This is a genomic window from Vibrio gigantis (assembly GCF_024347515.1).
Lineage (GTDB): Bacteria > Pseudomonadota > Gammaproteobacteria > Enterobacterales > Vibrionaceae > Vibrio > Vibrio gigantis.
The window spans coordinates 3,346,221-3,364,118 of the sequence record NZ_AP025492.1; the positions used below are offsets into that span (position 1 = coordinate 3,346,221).

The 17,898-nt window shown below is 45.8% G+C and carries 16 protein-coding genes; 12 read left to right on the forward strand and 4 right to left on the reverse strand.

All coding sequences use genetic code 11. The features are described 5' to 3' along the window. Positions 1–119 precede the first annotated feature (119 nt). A complete protein-coding gene (locus tag OCV56_RS15040; RefSeq protein ID WP_086715860.1) occupies positions 120–1,301 on the reverse strand; it encodes a 3-phenylpropionate MFS transporter in 1,182 nt (393 codons plus the stop codon). Between the two features lie 231 nt (positions 1,302–1,532). Between OCV56_RS15040 and OCV56_RS15045 the strand changes: the two genes are divergently transcribed. The 9 genes from OCV56_RS15045 (at position 1,533) to fis (ending at position 11,325) form a co-directional block, all read left to right on the forward strand. Then, positions 1,533–3,365, forward strand: coding sequence for a DUF294 nucleotidyltransferase-like domain-containing protein (locus tag OCV56_RS15045; RefSeq protein WP_190960478.1), 1,833 nt, complete (start codon positions 1,533–1,535; stop codon positions 3,363–3,365). Between the two features lie 11 nt (positions 3,366–3,376). Continuing rightward, positions 3,377–4,009 (forward strand): 3'-5' exonuclease, encoded by a 633-nt coding sequence (locus OCV56_RS15050; protein ID WP_086715863.1) that lies wholly within the window; start codon positions 3,377–3,379, stop codon positions 4,007–4,009. A gap of 218 nt (positions 4,010–4,227) precedes the next feature. Next, positions 4,228–6,177 carry an acetate--CoA ligase gene (gene acs / locus OCV56_RS15055; RefSeq protein WP_086715865.1) on the forward strand — a complete coding sequence of 650 codons (1,950 nt, stop codon included), beginning with the start codon at positions 4,228–4,230 and terminating at the stop codon, positions 6,175–6,177. A 322-nt stretch (positions 6,178–6,499) separates the two neighbouring features. Further along, a complete protein-coding gene (gene aroQ / locus OCV56_RS15060; protein WP_010435475.1) occupies positions 6,500–6,949 on the forward strand; it encodes a type II 3-dehydroquinate dehydratase in 450 nt (149 codons plus the stop codon). A gap of 74 nt (positions 6,950–7,023) precedes the next feature. Continuing rightward, the gene (gene accB, locus OCV56_RS15065; RefSeq protein WP_086715867.1) at positions 7,024–7,479 is read left to right on the forward strand and encodes an acetyl-CoA carboxylase biotin carboxyl carrier protein; all 456 of its coding nucleotides are present in this window, start codon (positions 7,024–7,026) and stop codon (positions 7,477–7,479) included. Positions 7,480–7,494: 15 nt separating this feature from the next. Continuing rightward, complete coding sequence (gene accC / locus OCV56_RS15070; protein WP_076655833.1) at positions 7,495–8,838, forward strand: acetyl-CoA carboxylase biotin carboxylase subunit; 1,344 nt, start codon at positions 7,495–7,497, stop codon at positions 8,836–8,838. A 170-nt stretch (positions 8,839–9,008) separates the two neighbouring features. Further along, entirely contained in the window at positions 9,009–9,896 is an 888-nt protein-coding gene (prmA, locus tag OCV56_RS15075; protein WP_086715868.1) for a 50S ribosomal protein L11 methyltransferase, read from the forward strand. 140 nt (positions 9,897–10,036) lie between these two features. Then, positions 10,037–11,005, forward strand: a complete 969-nt coding sequence (gene dusB, locus OCV56_RS15080; RefSeq protein ID WP_032546269.1) for a tRNA dihydrouridine synthase DusB — start codon at positions 10,037–10,039, stop codon at positions 11,003–11,005. 23 nt (positions 11,006–11,028) lie between these two features. Beyond that, positions 11,029–11,325: a DNA-binding transcriptional regulator Fis gene (gene fis / locus OCV56_RS15085; RefSeq protein WP_004729744.1), complete on the forward strand. Its 297-nt coding sequence runs from the start codon at positions 11,029–11,031 to the stop codon at positions 11,323–11,325. 88 nt (positions 11,326–11,413) lie between these two features. Here fis and zntR read toward each other — a convergent pair whose 3' ends face one another. After that, the gene (gene zntR, locus OCV56_RS15090; protein ID WP_048612394.1) at positions 11,414–11,854 is read right to left on the reverse strand and encodes a Zn(2+)-responsive transcriptional regulator; all 441 of its coding nucleotides are present in this window, start codon (positions 11,852–11,854) and stop codon (positions 11,414–11,416) included. Between the two features lie 325 nt (positions 11,855–12,179). Between zntR and purH the strand changes: the two genes are divergently transcribed. Both purH and purD read left to right on the forward strand, forming a co-directional pair. Next, entirely contained in the window at positions 12,180–13,772 is a 1,593-nt protein-coding gene (gene purH, locus OCV56_RS15095) for a bifunctional phosphoribosylaminoimidazolecarboxamide formyltransferase/IMP cyclohydrolase (RefSeq protein ID WP_086715871.1), read from the forward strand. Between the two features lie 133 nt (positions 13,773–13,905). Further along, positions 13,906–15,195, forward strand: coding sequence for a phosphoribosylamine--glycine ligase (gene purD, locus OCV56_RS15100; RefSeq protein WP_086715873.1), 1,290 nt, complete (start codon positions 13,906–13,908; stop codon positions 15,193–15,195). Positions 15,196–15,364: 169 nt separating this feature from the next. Here purD and OCV56_RS15105 read toward each other — a convergent pair whose 3' ends face one another. Both OCV56_RS15105 and hupA read right to left on the reverse strand, forming a co-directional pair. Continuing rightward, positions 15,365–16,063 (reverse strand): DUF1481 domain-containing protein, encoded by a 699-nt coding sequence (locus tag OCV56_RS15105; protein WP_086715876.1) that lies wholly within the window; start codon positions 16,061–16,063, stop codon positions 15,365–15,367. Between the two features lie 47 nt (positions 16,064–16,110). Next, on the reverse strand, positions 16,111–16,383 hold the full coding sequence (hupA, locus tag OCV56_RS15110) for a nucleoid-associated protein HU-alpha (protein ID WP_004729753.1): 273 nt from the start codon (positions 16,381–16,383) through the stop codon (positions 16,111–16,113). 270 nt (positions 16,384–16,653) lie between these two features. Here hupA and OCV56_RS15115 point away from each other — a divergent pair, with 270 nt between their 5' ends. After that, positions 16,654–17,835 (forward strand): CNNM domain-containing protein, encoded by a 1,182-nt coding sequence (locus OCV56_RS15115; protein ID WP_086715877.1) that lies wholly within the window; start codon positions 16,654–16,656, stop codon positions 17,833–17,835. The last annotated feature ends 63 nt before the right edge of the window (positions 17,836–17,898 follow it).

Genomic DNA, 17,898 nt, shown 5'->3' on the forward strand with positions numbered 1-17,898 from the left:
CATCATCCATAAAAAAACCTCTCCATAGGGGAGAGGTTTCATTTAACTAAGGATGAGTCATTAACTCAATCGCATCGCTTAAATTCTGTGCTTTAGACTCTAATAATCGCGATTGGTTATCAGCTACGAACTTCTGATTCAGTTTGGTTAACTTCAACCACCGAGCTTCTTTCATCTAGCTTGATAAACAGAGCAATTGCTCCCATCGCAGCCATTGCCCAGAAGATATTCGCGCCCCACAACTCGTAGCCCCAACCACTTAAGGTGGTCATTAATGCAATAAAGGCGCCCAATGGAATCGCGTTATACAGAGCTTGTAACGCAACCATCTTGTTTTGTTCTTGAGATTGAATGTATTGAATAGCAGCGATATGTGCCATGGCGAACGTCACGCCGTGAAGTAGTTGAACCAGAATCAAACCAATAATTGCCGTGGTTGATGCGGTAATTCCCCAGCGAGCCATTACCCCTAATGCCGCGACTACAAACAGAGTACGTAATGCTAACCCAGAGAACAGTCTCTTACTCAGAGCAAATACGGCGACTTCTGCAACCACACCTAAGCTCCACAAGTAACCAATAATCGCCTCAGAGTGACCCGCCTCTTTCCAATAAATCGCACTAAAGCTGTAGTAAGCCGCGTGGCTACCTTGCAGTAGCGCCATCAAAGCTAAAAACTTAACTACCGATGATTCACGTAGCAACTCACCCAGTTTCGGGCGCACCGCTTGCTCTTGAGAGTGCGTCACTGGCATAACGTTAGGATTTCTCATCGCCAATACTAATGACATCAGCACACCGGCAAAAGCAGTATACAAGATCATGTCAGTACCGAATTGCGCAACTAAATAACCAACAACAGTTGAACCTGCGATAAACGCAATTGAACCCCATAAGCGAGTTCGCCCATAATCAAGCATATTAAGGCGGCTGTAGTGATTCGCCATCGCATCCGAGAGTGGAATGATTGGCCCATAGCATAGGTTAAACAGAACCGTTGCTAACAGCATCAATATAAAACTGCCGCCAGTGAAGAAATGGAAGCCAACAAACAGCAGTGCCGCGAAGCTCAAACAACGCAAAGCTGGCATTAAATGCTCAACTTTATGGATACGTGGCGTAATCACCAGGTTAGCTACACAACGCGTCGCAAAGCCAATACCAATAAGGACACCAATGTCACCCGCAGACACGCCTTGGTCTTCAAACCACAGCGCCCAAAATGGCAAATAAACACCATAGGCAAAAAAGAAACCAAGAAAATACTGGGAGATCCAGCCATAAGGAGAAGGGCTAAACATAAATAACCTATAAAATGTGCGGAAAAAGGCAGAACCAATTATGCCTACGTCGCATACGATGAAAAAGGGAATTATTGAGGAGATAGCATTCCTGTATTCAATCAATATCGATATCCCATTTGACTAAGGTATCCGGCGCTCACCCGCCCCCACGATCGCATTTAGACTAAAGTCGTCTAGAGCTTCGCTGGTAATTTGTCACACTGAAAAGAGACTCCCATACCCTTGCGATTGCTTATGCCTGACAAATTTAATATGCAGCACCCGCCCTTCGATAGCTTGTCTGAAACCGAACAGCTAACGCTGCGCTCAGCTTTAGATGTGGTTTATTACCGAGCACACGAGGTGATATTGGAGGCAGACCGCCCAAGTCGCCATCTGCATATTCTGATTAAAGGCGCTGTTGAAGAGCGCGCGAGCAGTGATGGAGAGATCTACGCACACTATGCCAATGACGATATCTTCGATGTACGCAGTCAATTTGAGCCTCACACCAAACACCAATATATCGCACTTGAAGATACGCTAAGTTATCTACTGCCAACCGATGTCTTTCTCGAGCTTTACCACGCCAATGGCCAGTTTGCCGCTTACTTTGATAGCAACCTTTCGACCCGAAAAGCGCTAATTGAAGCCGCTCAACAGCAGCAGAATCTTGCTGAGTTCATACTGACCAAAGTCGACGACTCGATTTACCACCCACCACTGATACTCGAACCTAACCAACCGATTAATCAAGTAACTCAAACCCTTAAAGAGCAAGGTTTAGACTCGGCTCTGGTTCATTTAGATCATGATGTTCTAAAAGCTTTTGGATCATTATGTTCCTTCCCGTATGGAATTGTCACACGAACCAATTTATTGCACGCGGTGATGCTCGATAATCGTCCACTCGATACGGCGGTTGGCGAGATAGCAACCTTCCCTGTTTTGCATGTTAATCAAGGCGACTTCTTATTTAACGCCATGATCACCATGACCCGAAATCGCGTAAAAAGGCTGATGGTTTGTGATGGTCAAAACGCAGTGGGTATGGTCGATATGACGCAAATACTCAGCGCGTTCTCCACTCACTCGCACGTGCTTACTTTGCGAATTGCGCGGGCCACCAGCATTGAAGAGTTGGCCATGGCATCCAACAAACAGCGTCAATTGGTCGAAAGCCTACTCAGTAACGGTATTCGCACACGCTTTATCATGGAGCTAATTTCTGCCGTAAATGAACAGATTATAGAGAAAGCGTTTGAGCTGGTTATCCCGCCAGCGCTGCACAATCATTGCTGCCTGATCGTGCTGGGTTCTGAAGGACGCGGGGAGCAAATTCTCAAAACCGATCAAGACAACGCTCTGATTATTCAAGATGGTTTGGAATGGCACCAGTGCCAAAGTGCCATGAACGACCTCACCCATACCCTGCAACAATTAGGTTACCCACTGTGCCCTGGCAATGTGATGGTCAACAATCCCAAATGGGTACATTCACAGCAAGAGTGGAAACAAACTCTGACGAGTTGGGTAAAAAAAGCGACGCCAGATACGGTGATGGATATTGCGATTATGGCGGATGCACACGCAGTTGCAGGCAATAGAGATCTGCTACTCCCTGTTAAGCAGCACTTGAGTGATTTGATGCTCGGACAAGAATTAATTCTTACGGAATTCTGCCGCCCCGCGCTGAACTTCTCGGTTCCCCTCACCCTATTTGGCAATGTGAAGCAATCCAAGTCAGGGCTCGACATCAAACAGGGCGGTATTTTCCCTATCGTGCACGGTGTGAGAGCACTTTGCCTTGAACATGGTGTCACGGTAAACAACACCTTTGAACGTATTGAACAGTTGGTCATCAAGAAAGTGCTCGAGCAAAGTACCGCCGATAACCTTAATGAAGCGCTCAAACAATTCTTTAAGTGGCGCTTAACCCAAAGACTTTCTCAACAGCACAGCAGCAACAAGATTAACGTCAAACTAATGGAGCGAGCAGACAGAGATCTGCTTCGTCATAGCCTGCATGTGGTGAAAAAATTCAAACAATGGCTCGGCTATCACTATCAGATACGAGATTAGGCGATTGAACGATGAATAGGTTGGTTCGCTATTACTGGCATCACAAGCTCAAAGGCTCTCCCTATCAGCCTCTCTTTACTGCGCCAATTGATCACGAATATGTCTCACTCGATTGCGAAACCACCAGCCTAGACCCCAATCAGGCAGAATTAGTTACTATTGCCGCGACAAAGATCATCGGTAACCGAATCATTACCAGCCAACCTTTTGAAGTCCGATTGCGCGCCCCTCAATCGCTCGATTGCAATTCAATAAAAATCCACCGTATTCGTCATCAAGATCTAAAGCACGGCATCGAAGAAAAACAGGCTTTAGTTGAGTTACTGGATTTCATCGGGAATCGTCCTTTAGTCGGCTATCACATCCGTTATGATAAAAAAATTCTCGACCGCGCCAGTTTAAAACAACTTGGATTTCCACTGCCTAACCGATTAGTCGAAGTGAGCCAACTTTATCAAGACAAACTCGAAAGACAGCTACCCAATGCCTATTTTGATCTCAGTATGGACGCCATTTGTCGCCAGCTCGATTTACCTATCCCCGTCAATAAACATGATGCATTACAAGACGCTATCTCTGCAGCTCTGATCTTTGTGCGCCTGAAACATGGTGATCTGCCTCGTTTCAACTCTTCTTATTCTTAATTCAACCACTGGCTCTTCACATAGAGAGCAATATCTCAAAAATGAACTTAACTCGCTATTTTGTAAGTGAAAAGCAGCGTCTCATCCTAAAGTCTAATTGTGGAAATCGCCGTCCTAGCCGAGAGTGATAACACAACGACGGTTCTGTAATAGACCTAGAAACTGAACACAAAGGAAGTTGCCAGTTCATTAGGAATGTAGGCACAAGGAGAGATGCAATGAGTGAAGCCCACGTTTATCCGGTAAAAGAAAATATTAAATCAACCACACACGCGGATAATGACACTTACCTAGCCATGTACCAGCAATCTGTTTCTGACCCTGAAGGCTTTTGGGGTGAACACGGAAAAATCGTTGATTGGATTAAGCCTTTCACACAGGTAAAAAATACCTCTTTTGACCCTGGCCATATCGACATCCGCTGGTTTGAAGATGGCACGCTTAACGTTTCGGCTAACTGTATCGACCGCCACCTTGCTGAGCGCGGTGATGAAGTCGCTATCATCTGGGAAGGCGATGACCCAGCTGACGATAAAACCCTAACTTTTAATGAACTACACAAAGAAGTGTGCCTGTTTTCAAATGCCCTTAAAGAGCAAGGCGTACGCAAAGGTGATGTGGTTTGTTTATACATGCCAATGGTGCCAGAAGCGGCAGTAGCAATGCTGGCATGTACCCGTATTGGCGCAGTTCACACAGTAGTTTTCGGTGGTTTCTCACCAGAAGCTCTATCTGGTCGTATTATCGATTCGAATGCTAAAGTGGTGATCACTGCCGATGAAGGCGTGCGTGGCGGCCGTGCTGTTCCACTGAAGAAAAACGTCGATGAAGCTCTGACTAATCCTGAAGTGAAAAACATCGAGAAGGTTGTGGTATTCAAACGCACTGGCGGTGATGTAGCTTGGCACGAACACCGCGATGTGTGGTGGCACGATGCTATTGCTAATGTATCTGCAGATTGCCCACCAGAAGAGATGAACGCAGAAGATCCACTCTTCATCCTTTATACGTCAGGCTCAACCGGTAAACCTAAAGGCGTTATGCACACCACAGGTGGTTACCTTGTTTATGCAGCAATGACCTTCAAATACGTATTCGATTATCAAGAAGGCGAAACTTTCTGGTGTACTGCGGATGTGGGTTGGATTACTGGCCATACTTACCTTGTTTACGGACCGCTTGCCAATGGCGCAAAAACCATTCTGTTTGAAGGTGTGCCAAACTACCCGAACACTAGCCGCATGAGTGAAGTGGTCGATAAGCACCAAGTTAATATTCTTTATACTGCGCCAACGGCTATTCGTGCACTAATGGCGAAAGGCAATGAAGCCGTTGAAGGCACCTCTCGTGACAGCCTAAGAATCATGGGCTCAGTGGGTGAACCTATCAACCCAGAGGCGTGGGAGTGGTACTACAAGACAATCGGTAATGAGCAGTCTCCAATTGTTGATACATGGTGGCAAACAGAAACGGGCGGTATCTTGATTGCACCGCTACCAGGCGCAACAGACCTCAAACCCGGCTCTGCAACTCGTCCATTCTTCGGTGTGCAACCGGCGTTAGTTGATAACATGGGTAATATCATTGAGGGTGCTACAGACGGCAACCTAGTAATCCTAGATTCGTGGCCAGGCCAAATGCGTACCGTTCATGGTGATCACGATCGCTTTGAACAAACTTACTTCTCTACGTTTAAAGGCATGTACTTCACCAGTGATGGCGCTCGTCGTGATGAAGACGGTTACTACTGGATTACTGGTCGTGTTGATGACGTACTTAACGTGTCTGGTCACCGTATGGGTACTGCAGAGATTGAATCGGCTCTAGTCGCGTTTGATAAGATTGCAGAGGCCGCGATTGTGGGCATCCCTCATGACATCAAAGGCCAAGCGATTTACGCTTACATCACGCTGAATGATGGTGAGTTCCCAACCGCAGAGCTTCATAAAGAAGTGAAAGATTGGGTACGTAAAGAAATTGGGCCAATTGCAACGCCAGATGTACTGCACTGGACCGACTCATTACCGAAAACTCGTTCAGGAAAAATCATGCGTCGTATTCTGCGTAAGATTGCCACCGGCGACACGGGTAACCTAGGTGATACCTCGACACTGGCCGACCCGAGCGTGGTTGATAAGCTAATTGCCGAGAAAGCTGAACTGGCATAAGCAACCAGTCACACCCTGAATTACTGTTTAAAACAGACCTTACCTAAACCGTCACCTATGTGGCGGTTTTTTTATGGCTGATCTTGATCTCAAATATCCTCGACAAAATTAAGGCTAAGGCGCTTTTTTGTTAAGTTGGTAACAATTCCATGCTGTATCAATAGGAGATTAGACCAGTAAATTGCTGCGATTTGCGCTGAATTAGCTATAATCTGGTTCTAATTTTTAAATTTGGGTTTTTCTCACTGGAAATTAACCCCAAATTTTCAATAAAATGGCAACATTCACGTTCGTAAACACGATAAAGGAAGATAGCCCCACGATGTCTACAAAGTTTCGCATTCTAGTTTTAAATGGCCCAAACCTTAACCTGTTAGGCCTAAGAGAGCCGGCACACTACGGTTCTCAAACACTTGACCAGATTATTAGCTCATTGACCGAGCAGGCGAAAGCACACGATGTTGAGCTATCTCACTTACAGTCAAATCGCGAGTACGAACTGATTGAAGCTATCCATAGTGCTTATCAAAATGTTGATTTTATTATTATCAACCCAGCAGCCTTTACACATACCAGTGTGGCACTGCGTGATGCATTACTTGGAGTTGCAATCCCATTTATTGAGGTCCATCTATCGAATGTTCATGCACGTGAACCATTCCGTCACCACTCTTACCTATCTGATAAAGCAGAAGGTGTGATTTGTGGCTTAGGTGCCCAAGGTTATCAATTTGCTTTGACCGCTGCGCTCAGTAAGCTCAACTCAAAGTAAACATAAACAACGAACTATTACTAACCTACTCAGTCAAAGAGTAAGTTCAATTAACAGATAAAGAGAAAGAAACAATGGATATTCGCAAAATCAAAAAGCTAATCGAATTGGTTGAAGAGTCTGGTATTTCTGAGCTAGAAATCTCTGAAGGTGAAGAGTCAGTACGAATCAGTCGTAACAGCACTGCACCTGTAGCACCTGTTCAATATGCGGCTGCTCCAGCACCTGTAGCAGCGGCAGCAGCTCCTGCGGCGGCACCTGTAGTAGCAGAAGCAGCGGCTCCTGCAGTTCCAGCGGGTCACCAAGTTCTTTCTCCAATGGTTGGTACTTTCTACGGCGCTCCAAGCCCAGATGCAAAACCATTCGTTAAAGTTGGTCAATCTGTAACTGCTGGCGAAACTCTATGTATCGTTGAAGCAATGAAAATGATGAACCAAATCGAAGCTGATAAATCTGGTGTTGTAACAGCTATCCTAGTTGAAGACGGTCAACCAGTAGAATTCGACCAAGCTCTAGTAATTATCGAATAATAGAGAGCACTCATTATGTTAGATAAATTAGTAATCGCGAACCGTGGTGAGATTGCACTACGTATTCTGCGTGCATGTAAAGAGCTTGGCATTAAAACGGTAGCGGTTCACTCAACTGCTGACCGCGATCTTAAGCACGTACTGCTTGCAGACGAAACCATTTGTATCGGTCCAGCTCGTGGTATCGATAGCTACCTAAACATCCCTCGTATCATCAGTGCAGCTGAAGTTACAGGTGCAGTAGCTGTTCACCCTGGCTACGGCTTCCTATCTGAAAATGCAGATTTTGCAGAACAGGTAGAGCGTAGTGGCTTTATCTTTGTTGGCCCTAAAGCTGAAACCATTCGCATGATGGGTGACAAAGTGTCAGCTATCACGTCAATGAAGAAAGCTGGCGTACCTTGTGTACCAGGTTCTGACGGTCCTCTTGACGACGACGACGCGAAAAACAAAGCGCACGCTAAGCGCATTGGTTTCCCAGTAATCATCAAAGCATCTGGCGGCGGCGGCGGTCGTGGTATGCGTGTTGTTCGTTCTGAAGCAGAACTAACAGAAGCTATCGCGATGACTCGTGCTGAAGCAAAAGCATGTTTCAACAACGACATGGTTTACATGGAGAAATTCCTAGAAAACCCACGTCACATTGAAGTACAAGTGCTTGCAGATGGCCAAGGTAATGCTATCCACCTAGGTGAGCGTGACTGTTCAATGCAGCGTCGTCACCAGAAAGTTGTGGAAGAAGCACCAGCTCCAGGTATCACTGAAGAGATGCGTAAGTACATCGGCGAACGCTGTACTCGTGCATGTATTGAAATCGGTTACCGCGGTGCAGGTACATTTGAATTCCTATACGAGAACGGTGAGTTCTACTTCATCGAAATGAATACTCGTATCCAGGTTGAACACACGATTACTGAAATGGTAACGGGTATCGACCTAGTGAAAGAACAGCTACGTATTGCAGCTGGTCAGCCTCTATCATTCACTCAGGATGATATTAAGCTGCGCGGCCACTCAATCGAATGTCGTATCAATGCTGAAGATCCAGTTCGTTTCCTACCTTCACCAGGTAAGATTGAACGTTTCCACGCACCGGGCGGCATGGGCGTACGTTGGGAATCTCACATCTACACGGGTTACACAGTGCCACCGCACTACGATTCAATGATTGGTAAGCTGATCACTTACGGTGAGAACCGTGATGTTGCTATCGCTCGTATGAAGAACGCATTGGGTGAAATGATTGTTGAAGGTATTAACGTTAATACCGAGCTTCAATTGTCTATTATGAACGACGAAAACTTCCAACACGGTGGTGCAAACATCCACTACCTTGAGAAGAAACTTGGTTTGTCATAATCCGTTCGTTTTAGAACAATCAAAATGCTCACTTCGGTGAGCATTTTTGTTTTTGAGCCACCGAAAAATTCAATCTTTAATCCCCATTATATTCCGTGGGGTTTTGGTGAATTTGCTCATATTTTCTGCTAGACTCGCCATCCAATTTTTCTCATATAGAAGATGCAGCCATGCCTTGGATTCAAATCAAGCTTAATGCTACCAATGAAAATGCCGAACAAATCGGCGACATGTTAATGGAAGAGACTGGTGCTCTTTCTGTAACTTTCCTGGATGCACAAGATACCCCTGTATTTGAGCCTCTGCCGGGCGAAACTCGCCTTTGGGGTGATACTGACATTCTCGCGCTTTACGACGCTGAGACTGATACTGGTGTCGTTCTAGCGCAGATAAAAGCAAGCAACATGTTCCCTGCAGACTTTGCTCATAAAGTAGAGCAAATTGAAGACAAGGATTGGGAACGTGAATGGATGGACAACTTCCACCCAATGAAGTTTGGTGAGCGTTTATGGATTTGCCCTAGCTGGCGCGATATCCCTGAACCTGACGCTGTAAACGTAATGCTAGACCCAGGTCTTGCATTTGGTACAGGTACCCACCCGACAACGGCACTGTGTCTTGAGTGGCTTGAAGGCTTAGACCTTGCAGGCAAAACCGTGATCGACTTCGGTTGTGGTTCAGGTATCCTAGCGATCGCTGCGATCAAACTGGGCGCAGAAAAAGTTATCGGGATCGACATTGATCCTCAAGCCCTGCTTGCATCAAAAGACAACGCACAACGCAATGGCGTAGCTGAGCAACTAGAGGTGTTCTTGCCACAAGATCAACCGGAAGGCTTGCTAGCTGACGTTGTTGTTGCCAACATTCTTGCCGGTCCATTACGCGACCTTTCTGGCATCATCAAAGGCCTAGTTAAGCCAAATGGTGTACTTGCGATGTCGGGTGTTTTAGATACACAAGCGGAAGATGTTGCGACTTATTATCGTGATGAGCTTCACATTGATCCGATCATTGAGCAACAAGAATGGTGTCGAATCTCAGGTCGCAAGCAAGGCTAGACAAGACTTTGGGCGCTAATTGACTGAAATTTAAACAAATTACTAAAACAAATTGTAAATGCTCAAATATTAGTCTTTTCACGCAGCGAAAAAATGCGTAAAATGCGCGCCCTTGCTGGTACAGAACTGTGATGACATTTTTGAAAATCGGAAATTATCAACTTAAGAACAATCTAATCGTCGCTCCTATGGCTGGCGTAACGGATAGACCATTCCGTGAGTTGTGTCTTCGCTACGGTGCGGGGATGGCAGTCAGTGAAATGATGTCCTCCAATCCGAAAGTTTGGAAAACGTCAAAGTCTCAGCAGCGTATGGTACATGAAGGCGAATCGGGCATTCGTTCAGTACAAATCGCTGGTGCAGATCCACAGCTTATGGCCGAGGCTGCTCAATTTAATGTCGATAACGGTGCGCAAATCATCGATATCAACATGGGTTGTCCAGCCAAAAAAGTGAATAAGAAGCTTGCGGGCTCAGCCCTACTGCAGCATCCAGAACTCATTGAAGACATTCTGAAAGCGGTGGTAAATGCTGTCGACGTTCCAGTTACGTTGAAAACGCGCACAGGCTGGGATACAGACAATAGAAACTGTGTCCAGATCGCGAAAATAGCCGAAGACTGCGGCATACAAGCTCTTGCCCTCCATGGAAGAACTCGCGCTTGTATGTACAAAGGTGAGGCAGAATACAAACACATTAAAGCAGCGAAACAAGCAGTATCTATTCCGGTTATCGCTAACGGTGATATCGATAGTCCGGAAAAAGCGAAGTTTGTGCTGGAGTACACCGGCGCTGATGCTTTAATGATAGGTCGACCTGCCCAAGGACGTCCTTGGATTTTTAACGAAATCCTACACTATTTGGAAAACGGCACCACGATGGACCCACTCCCGATTTCGGAAGTGAAAGACATCATGCTTGGTCATGTGCACGCTCTACATGAATTTTATGGAGAGTTTTTAGGCCCTCGCATCGCTCGTAAGCATGTGGGTTGGTATCTGAAAGAACATGAACAAGCGAGTGAGTTTCGCCGTACCTTCAACGCATTCGAAGCAGGTGATCTGCAGCTTGAAGCGCTAGAAGGTTTTTTTGATAACGTTGCACCATAATTACGAGAAGAGCTAGACCGAATATGTTCGAACAAAATCTGACTTCAGAAGCATTGACAGTAACTACAGTTACATCACAAGACCAAATCACGCAGAAGCCACTACGTGACTCAGTTAAAGCATCATTGAAAAATTACCTTGCTCAATTAAACGGTCAAGAAGTCAGCGAGTTATACGAATTAGTATTAGCTGAAGTTGAACAGCCACTACTAGACACTATCATGCAGTACACTCGCGGTAACCAAACTCGCGCAGCAACCATGATGGGTATTAACCGCGGTACTCTTCGCAAGAAACTTAAAAAATACGGCATGAACTAATCGTTCTTTCGTAATTTATTGAATTGAAAGCCAAGCTCATTTTGAGTTTGGCTTTTTTTTGGCTTGTCGATCTGTAAGAGGTGACTGATTACTCTCCAGTGCGACAGCAGCGCCCTTTGTCGACGTTTGCTGAGTCCAAGGCTGCTAGAATCGAGCAATGGCTTGCATCGTCGTCTACGTGGCCACAACACGCATCATTGATCTTTTTAAGTGCGGTACGAATCTTGGTTAACTCGGTAATCTTCTCATCGATCATCTCTAATTTGGCCGAAGTAATTGACTTCACTTCGGCGCAACTGTGCTGCGTGGCTTCGAGGCGAATCTCAAGCAATTCTTTAATCTCGTCCAAACTTAGCCCCAATGCTTTAGATTTAAGGATAAACGTCACTTGTTTTTGGTTATTTTCATCATATAGGCGATAACCCGACTCACTGCGACTGGCTGGCGCGATCAGGTTATTCTTCTCATAAAATCGCAAGGTATCGGCTGTCACACCGCATCGTTTCGCTAATTCACCGATCTGAAACATGTTTTTTCCTACTGTTTCGTCCATTCCACAATTAACCTTATCGTTACTTTTCAGGCTGAAATGGCACTTTTCATAATTAATTTTGAGATGCCAAACGATTGCGCGAGCTTTTTTGTAATAAATTAGTTAGAATCTGCGCCATCAAATTTGGAGTTGGTTATCTTATAGCTTAATCATAAGACTAACCCAAAAGGTCTTTACCAAAACTGGCCAATATTTTATCTCTTACTGGTATCTAAGATAATCCACGCTAAGAAGATAGAAACAAGTTCTTTTTTGGCAAATATCTTTATTTTAACCCCATGAATTTGAGGAAGATGGAAGCATGAATAACGCTCGTCCAATTCGCCGCGCTCTAATCAGCGTATCAGACAAAACTGGTATCGTTGAATTTGCACAAGCTCTTGCTAACCGTGGTGTAGATATCCTATCTACCGGTGGTACTGCTCGCCTGCTTGCTGAAAAAGGCATCTCTGTTACAGAAGTATCTGACTACACTGGTTTCCCAGAAATGATGGATGGCCGTGTTAAGACTCTGCACCCAAAAGTTCATGGTGGTGTTCTAGGCCGTCGTGGTCAAGACGATGACGTGATGGAAACTCACGGTATCAACCCTATCGATATGGTTGTTGTAAACCTATACCCATTCGCAGAAACCGTCGCTAAAGAAGGTTGTACCCTTGCTGACGCTGTTGAGAACATCGACATCGGCGGTCCTACAATGGTTCGCTCTGCAGCGAAAAACCACAAAGACGTGACTATCGTTGTAAACGCACACGACTACGAGCGCGTTGTAACTGAAATGGACGCGAACGAGAAATCTCTAACGCTAGAGACTCGCTTTGACCTAGCTATCGCAGCATTCGAACACACAGCTTCTTACGACGGCATGATCGCAAACTACTTCGGCACTATGGTTCCTAGCTACGGCGAGAACAAAGAAGGCGACGAAGAGTCTAAATTCCCTCGCACGTTCAACCAACAGTTCGAGAAGAAACAAGACATGCGCTACGGTGAGAACAGCCACCAAGCAGCCGCATTCTACGTTGAAGCAAACCCTGAAGAAGCATCAGTATCTACTGCTCGCCAAATTCAAGGTAAAGCGCTTTCTTACAACAACATCGCTGACACTGACGCAGCACTTGAGTGTGTGAAAGAGTTCGACCAGCCAGCATGTGTGATTGTTAAGCACGCTAACCCATGTGGTGTAGCACTAGGTGAAGACATCCTAGAAGCTTACGACCGTGCATTCAAAACAGACCCAACGTCTGCATTTGGCGGCATCATCGCATTCAACCGTGAACTAGACGCAGCAACAGCAACGGCTATCACTGAGCGTCAATTCGTTGAAGTTATCATTGCACCTTCTGTTTCTGCTGAAGCAGTAGAAATCGTAGCGGCTAAGAAAAACCTTCGCCTACTAGAGTGTGGCGAGTGGACAACTAAGACAACTGGCTTTGACGTGAAACGCGTTAACGGTGGCTTGCTAGTTCAAGACCGCGACCAAGGCATGGTGTCTGAAGATGACCTTAAAGTAGTTTCTAAGCGCCAACCTACAGCTGAAGAGCTAAAAGACGCGCTATTCTGCTGGAAAGTAGCGAAGTACGTGAAATCTAACGCGATCGTTTACTCGAAAGGCGACATGACGATTGGTGTGGGCGCAGGCCAAATGAGCCGTGTTTACTCTGCAAAAATCGCAGGCATCAAAGCAGCAGACGAAGGCCTACAGGTTGAAGGTTGTGTGATGGCATCAGATGCATTCTTCCCATTCCGTGACGGTATCGATGCGGCGGCTGAAGCGGGCATCAAGTGTGTTATCCAACCGGGTGGTTCTATGCGCGATGATGAAGTTATTGCAGCAGCAGACGAGCACGGCATGGCGATGATCTTTACTGGCATGCGTCACTTCCGCCACTAGAAAGAAAAGATACGAGAGCGCTTCGCTACGAGAAACGGGAACGCTGCGCTCCGAGATGAGCAACACTCTCATTTAGTGTTGCTCAGACATTTTCTAGTTCTACTACTATCAATTTTGATTGAAGGTTTAAAACATGAATGTACTAATTATTGGTGCCGGCGGTCGTGAGCATGCACTTGGTTGGAAAGCAGCACAAAACCCAAACGTTGAAACAGTATTCATTGCTCCAGGTAATGCAGGTACTGCACTTGAGCCGAAACTTGAGAACGTAAACATCGGCGTTGAAGACATCGCAGGTTTAGTGGCGTTTGCTCAAGAGAAAAAAATCGAACTGACTATCGTTGGTCCAGAAGCGCCATTGGTTATTGGTGTGGTTGACGCATTCCGCGAAGTAGGCCTGCCGATCTTTGGCCCTACTCAAGCAGCAGCGCAGCTTGAAGGTTCTAAAGCATTCACTAAAGACTTCCTAGCTCGTCATGACATCCCAACGGGTTACTACGCAAACTTCACTGAGATTGACCCAGCAATCGCTTACGTACGTGAGCAAGGCGCGCCAATCGTAGTCAAAGCAGACGGTCTTGCGGCAGGTAAAGGCGTTATCGTTGCGATGACTCTTGAAGAGGCTGAAGACGCAATCAAAGACATGCTAGCAGGCAACGTATTTGGTGAAGCTGGCAGCCGCGTAGTTATTGAAGAGTTCCTTGAAGGCGAAGAAGCAAGCTTCATCGTAATGGTTGACGGTTCTAGTGTTCTTCCTATGGCCACCAGCCAAGATCACAAACGTGTTGGCGACAAAGACACAGGTCCTAATACTGGCGGCATGGGGGCTTACTCTCCTGCTCCAGTTGTGACTCCTGAAATCCACAACCGTATCCTTGAGGAAGTTATCTACCCAACGGTACGTGGTATGGATGCAGAAGGCGCGCCTTACACTGGTTTCCTTTACGCAGGCCTAATGATCGATGCTGACGGCACACCTAAAGTTATCGAATACAACTGCCGCTTTGGCGATCCAGAAACGCAGCCTATCATGATGCGCATGGAGTCAGATCTTGTTGAGCTTTGCCTAATGGCTATCGACGAGAAACTAGACGAAGCAGAATCTAAGTGGGATCCACGCGCTTCTATCGGTGTTGTTCTTGCGGCTGGCGGTTACCCTGCTGACTATGCAAAAGGTGACGTTATTTCACTACCAACAAGCGAAGTTGAAGGCCAAAAGGTTTTCCACGCAGGTACGACAAATAACGAAGCTGGCGACGTGGTGACAAACGGTGGTCGCGTACTTTGTGCAACGGCGCTGGGCAACACGGTATCTGAAGCTCAAGAGCGCGCTTACGCGTTGACTAAGCAAGTTAGCTGGAATGGTATGTTCCACCGCAATGACATTGGTTACCGTGCGATTGCGCGCGAGCAAGAGCAGTAATCAATCTTGTTACTCGCTTACTTTCCAATAACAGTAAGCGAATAACAGCAAAAGGCGCCTCGATAGGCGCCTTTTTTATTACTCAATCCTTCTAGAAATCTGCACTTGTACAGTTAAATAAGTATTTGGACTATGGTAGGCCAAATAGTCTCAATCCTTTGATTGCTTGCTATTCTTTCAACAATGACGGCCTAACGACACAATCATGGCTGTCTTCAGCCAGCATCAGTAACTCCTCCACACTCATCTTGCCCAATGAGTCACTGCCAAGGAACGCCGCATAGCTTTCCACAGATGCCAATCGGTTGATCACGAAACTTGGTAAAGTCTGGTTAAATTCAATGCGATCAAACTCACCACCTGCACACGTCTTAAAAGAGCTACGATCCCAGTAACCCTGAACCAGTCTGAGCCCTTCATCATTCTGCTTCATCGTAGTTTCTAGAACCGACTCAGCTTCTTTCTGGTAGTTTTCGAGTTGCTTAGATTGAATAGGTAAAATTTTGCTGTCGATACGATACTGTTGATACACAGCTTCGCCTGACTTATTGAAACGTACATGAACACGATAAGGAACCAGCTCATTAGAAGAATTACGCTGCTCACCTTCACGAATAAATTCACGAAGCACGCCTTCTGACCAAGCATAATCAGTTTGGTACCAGCCGTAATCACCCACAGTGACATAGTCAGCTGAAGTATGAGGTTGTGTAAGCTTGTTTGTAACCCAGTAGAAACTTGTCGCGTCGCCCATAACTTGGCCGCCGGTGTGAGTTTCAAATTGCTCTAGGTTTTTGCGAGGGCTTGTTGAAGAACAGCCAATGAGAAATGTCGATAATAGTGAAACGAGAAGAAATGCTTTTTTCATAAAAACCTGTACCGAGGTGGAATACGACTACCTCGGTACAGTTTAGATTATTTCACTGAATCTTTCAGCGCTTTACCTGCAACAAATGCTGGAACATTTGCAGCAGCGATTTGGATCTCATCACCAGTTTTTGGGTTACGACCAGTGCGAGCTGCACGGTGGTTTACTTTAAAAGTACCAAAACCAATTAGCTGAACTTGATCGCCGTCTTTAAGAGCATCTGTAACACCGCCAAGAGTCGCTTCTAGAGCAGCTTTAGCTTGTGCTTTAGAAAGGTCCGCTTTTTCAGCAATAAAGTCGATTAATTGAGTCTTGTTCATTTTAGGTTTCCCTTCTTTGTATTTTTGAATTCAATTCACTCTAAAACATAAATGCCCCATCTGGCAAAGGTTTGTCGTCGATCTTTAGCTCTAATGCCGTAGTTTTAGCCATAATATGAGTAATAACTCACAATTTGTTACTGATTTTATTGAGCAAGCCCTTGTTTAAAAGGGGCTCAGCACAAAATTAATGATGACCTAGCCACTACTTTTTCTCTATAATCCACGCTGAATCGCTGATAAAGCGTACAATTTAATTTAAGGGCAAACATGCTGCTGCTAACTATTTACGTCTCCATTGCTATTGGAGTTTCTTTCATTTGTTCTGTTTTGGAAGCTGTGCTTTTGAGTATTAGTCCGAGCTACATTGCTCAACTAAAACAAAATGGGCACCCTGCAGCAAAGTCTTTAGACAAACTGAAAACAGATATTGACCGCCCGCTTGCGTCAATTTTAACACTCAATACCATCGCGCATACTATCGGTGCTGCGACAGCGGGCGCACAAGCAGCTGTTGTTTTTGGTAGTCAATGGTTAGGTGTCTTCTCTGCCGTGCTAACTCTGGGTATTTTGGTTTTGTCTGAGATTGTTCCAAAAACCATTGGTGCAACCTACTGGCGTCAACTTGCTCCGGCTTCAGCAAGCGTGCTTCGTTGGATGGTGTTCTTCCTAACACCGTTTGTATGGTTTTCAGAACAGATCACCAAACGTCTTGCTCGTGGCCACCAAGCACCAAAAATGCGTGATGAGTTGTCTGCGATGGCTATTTTGGCAAAAGAGAGCGGTGAGTTTGCAGAAGGCGAGTCAAAAATCCTGAGCAACCTACTGGGTATTCAAGATGTACCCGTGACTCAGGTAATGACGCCGCGCCCAGTGGTATTCCGTGTTGATGCGGAAATGAGTGTGAATACGTTCCTAGAACAACATAAAGACACACCATTCTCACGCCCGCTGGTTTACAGCGAGCAGAGTGACAACATCATTGGTTTTGTTCACCGCTTAGAACTGTTTAGATTGCAGCAAGCCGGGTGTGGTGAGAAAGCTCTGGGTGAGGTAATGCGCCCTATCCACGTATTGCTGAACAACATGGGTTTGGCTAAGGCCTTTGACCAGATGATGGCAAACCGCCTGCAACTGTCTTTAGTTGTGGACGAATACGGCACCATTCAGGGCATCATCACCCTAGAAGACATCTTTGAGCACCTAGTAGGTGAAGAGATTGTCGACGAGGCGGATAAGACGACTGACATGCAAGAACTGGCGTTCCAACGCTGGGAAAAGTGGAAAGAGACACACGGTGTTATCGAAAACCGCGATGACGAGGACGAGCTAGAGGAAGAAACTCCAGCAGATAATGATTCCTCAGATTCAAAGTCAGCGGATGACGACGACATGTCAAAAGATAAAGCATCAAAAGACAAAGCGCAGAACGAAGACAAAAAAGACGCTTAATCTAAATTTGATATCGTCAGATACAACAAAGGCTCCCTAGGGAGCCTTTGTTTTTATTCGTAC